This window comes from Acidovorax sp., assembly GCF_046339755.1.
Lineage (GTDB): Bacteria > Pseudomonadota > Gammaproteobacteria > Burkholderiales > Burkholderiaceae_C > Acidovorax.
The window spans coordinates 1-2,567 of record NZ_JBKDTZ010000337.1 but is presented as its reverse complement, the minus strand read 5'-3'; the positions used below and the strand labels follow the sequence as shown (position 1 = coordinate 2,567).

Here is a 2,567-nt window from a genome sequence, read left to right as displayed (position 1 = left end):
GCGCGGGGGGGGGGGCGGCGCGGGGGGGCGGTGGTGTAAACCCCGCGCTTTAAACCCCGGGGGCGCCCCCCCCCCGCGGGGGGCCCCGCCCCTCTCACCAGGCCGTGCAGCCTGCTTTACGCTCATCTGTGCAGCGCGGCCCGCAGATCAGGAACGGCCTGCGCGCTTGCGCTCGTTCTCGGTCAGGTAGCGCTTGCGGATGCGGATGGACTTGGGCGTGATCTCGACCAGTTCGTCGTCCTCGATGAATTCCACGGCGTATTCGAGCGTGGCATCGATGGGCGGCGTGATCTTGATCGCGTCTTCCTTGCCGGACACGCGGAAGTTGGTCAGCTGCTTGGTGCGCGTGGCGTTCACGACCAGGTCGTTGTCGCGGCTGTGGATGCCGACGATCATGCCTTCGTACACAGGGTCGTTGGCCTTCACGAACATGCGGCCACGGTCGTCGAGCTTGCCCAGGGCGTAGGTGAAGATTTCACCGTCGTCCATGGAGATCAGCACGCCGTTCTTGCGGCCGCCGATGTCGCCCTTGTGCGGCTCGTAGCTGTCGAAGATGTTGCTGATCAGGCCCGAACCGCGCGTCAGGTTCAGGAATTCGTTGGTGAAGCCGATCAGGCCGCGCGCAGGGATGCGGTATTCCAGGCGCACACGGCCGCGGCCGTCCGGCTCCATGTTCACCAGCTCGCCCTTGCGCTCGCCCAGGGCCTGCATCACGCCGCCCTGGTGGGCTTCTTCGATGTCGGCCGTCACCAGCTCGATAGGCTCGTGCTTGACGCCGCCCACGTCCTTGAACACCACGCGGGGCTTGGACACGGCCAGCTCGTAGCCTTCGCGGCGCATGTTTTCCAGCAGGATGGTCAGGTGCAGTTCACCGCGGCCCATGACTTCGAAGATACCTTCTTCGTCGGTTTCCTTCACGCGCAGGGCCACGTTGTGCTGCAGTTCCTTTTGCAGGCGGTCCCAGATCTGGCGGCTGGTCACGAACTTGCCTTCGCGGCCTGCCAGGGGCGAGGTGTTCACGCAGAAGTTCATGGTCAGCGTGGGCTCGTCCACCTTGAGCATGGGCAGCGGCGCTGGGTTGGCGGGGTCGGTCACGGTCACGCCGATGCCGATGTCTTCGATGCCGTTGATCAGCACGATGTCGCCGGGGCCGGCCACAGGCGTCTGCATGCGATCGAGGCCCTGGAAGGTCAGCACCTGGTTGACGCGGCCCTTGATGGCCTTGCCGTCCGGGCCTTCCATGACCAGCACGTCCTGGGCAGGCTTCAGGGTACCCTGGCTGATGCGGCCCACGCCGATGCGGCCCACGAAGGTGGAGAAGTCGAGCGCCGAGATCTGCAGCTGCAGCGGAGCGTTCGCGTCACCCGAGTTCGGGGGCACGTGCTTCAAGATGGTGTTGAACAGGGCGGACATGTCGGGGCCCCACTGCTCGCCCGGTGCGCCTTCTTCCAGCGACGACCAGCCGTTGATGCCCGAGGCATACACCACGGGGAAGTCGAGTTGCTCGTCGGTGGCACCCAGCTTGTCGAACAGGTCGAACGCGGCGTTCACCACCTTGTCGGGGTTGGCACCGGGCTTGTCCACCTTGTTGACCACCAGGATGGGGCGCAGGCCCAGGGCCAGGGCCTTCTTGGTCACGAAACGCGTCTGGGGCATGGGGCCCTCTTGCGCGTCGATCAGCAGCACCACGCTGTCCACCATGGACAGGGCGCGCTCCACTTCACCGCCGAAGTCCGCGTGACCGGGGGTGTCGACGATGTTGATGTGGGTGCCTTCCCAGCTCACGGCACAGTTCTTGGCCAGGATGGTGATGCCACGCTCTTTTTCGATCGCGTTGTTGTCCATCACCGTGTCGACCACCTTTTCGTGGTCTGCGAAGGTGCCGGACTGGCGCAGCAATTGGTCCACCAGGGTGGTCTTGCCATGGTCAACGTGGGCGATGATGGCGATGTTGCGGATCTGTTTCGTCATAGTTTTTCCAATGTGCCGCTGGCTTGCAGGTGCGGCGTGCCTTCCAAAATTTGTTGAATCTCCAGCGGACTCAGGAGCCTGTCGGGCACCAGCTCCCCGCCCACGATGTGGCCCACCCCCAGCAGCGCCGGGGGGCTGTCGCCAAACACCGCCACGGCCCCGGCATCGGGCCAGGTACCTCGGCGGCGCACGCCCGACAGGAAGCGAGCGGCATTCTCGCTGTCCAGCGTGACACGCATGTGTTGTGCCAAAAGCGATTCGGGCGGCTCCAGTTGCGACAGGCGCGCGCCTTCCTCCATGGCTTCGAGCTCGGCCAGCGTGACGCAGCGCTCCACGCCGATACCGCCGGTATCGATGCGGCGCAGGAAGGTCAGGTGCGCGCCGAAGCCCAGTGCCGCGCCCACATCCTCACCCAGGGTGCGAATATAGGTCCCCTTGCTGCACTGCACCACCATTTTAAGGGCGATGGCGTCCGGATTGTCCGCCAACAAGGTGAGGGACAGCGAATGGATCACCACGTCGCGCGCCGGCCGCTCGACCTCGATGCCGGCGCGCGGGTATTAGTACAGCGCCTTGCCGTACTTATTGAGGGCGCT

Annotated in this window: 1 protein-coding gene and 1 pseudogene; both read right to left on the bottom strand. The window is 65.2% G+C overall.

All coding sequences use genetic code 11. The annotated features are described in order from the left end of the window. Positions 1-147: 147 nt before the first annotated feature. Positions 148-1,971: a translational GTPase TypA gene (gene typA, locus ACK59X_RS29685; RefSeq protein ID WP_409962258.1), complete on the bottom strand. Its 1,824-nt coding sequence runs from the start codon at positions 1,969-1,971 to the stop codon at positions 148-150. Further along, positions 1,968-2,567: pseudogene (locus ACK59X_RS29680) on the bottom strand (tRNA pseudouridine(55) synthase TruB); the annotation flags it as partial. The pseudogene ACK59X_RS29680 and the gene typA, both read right to left, overlap by 4 nt.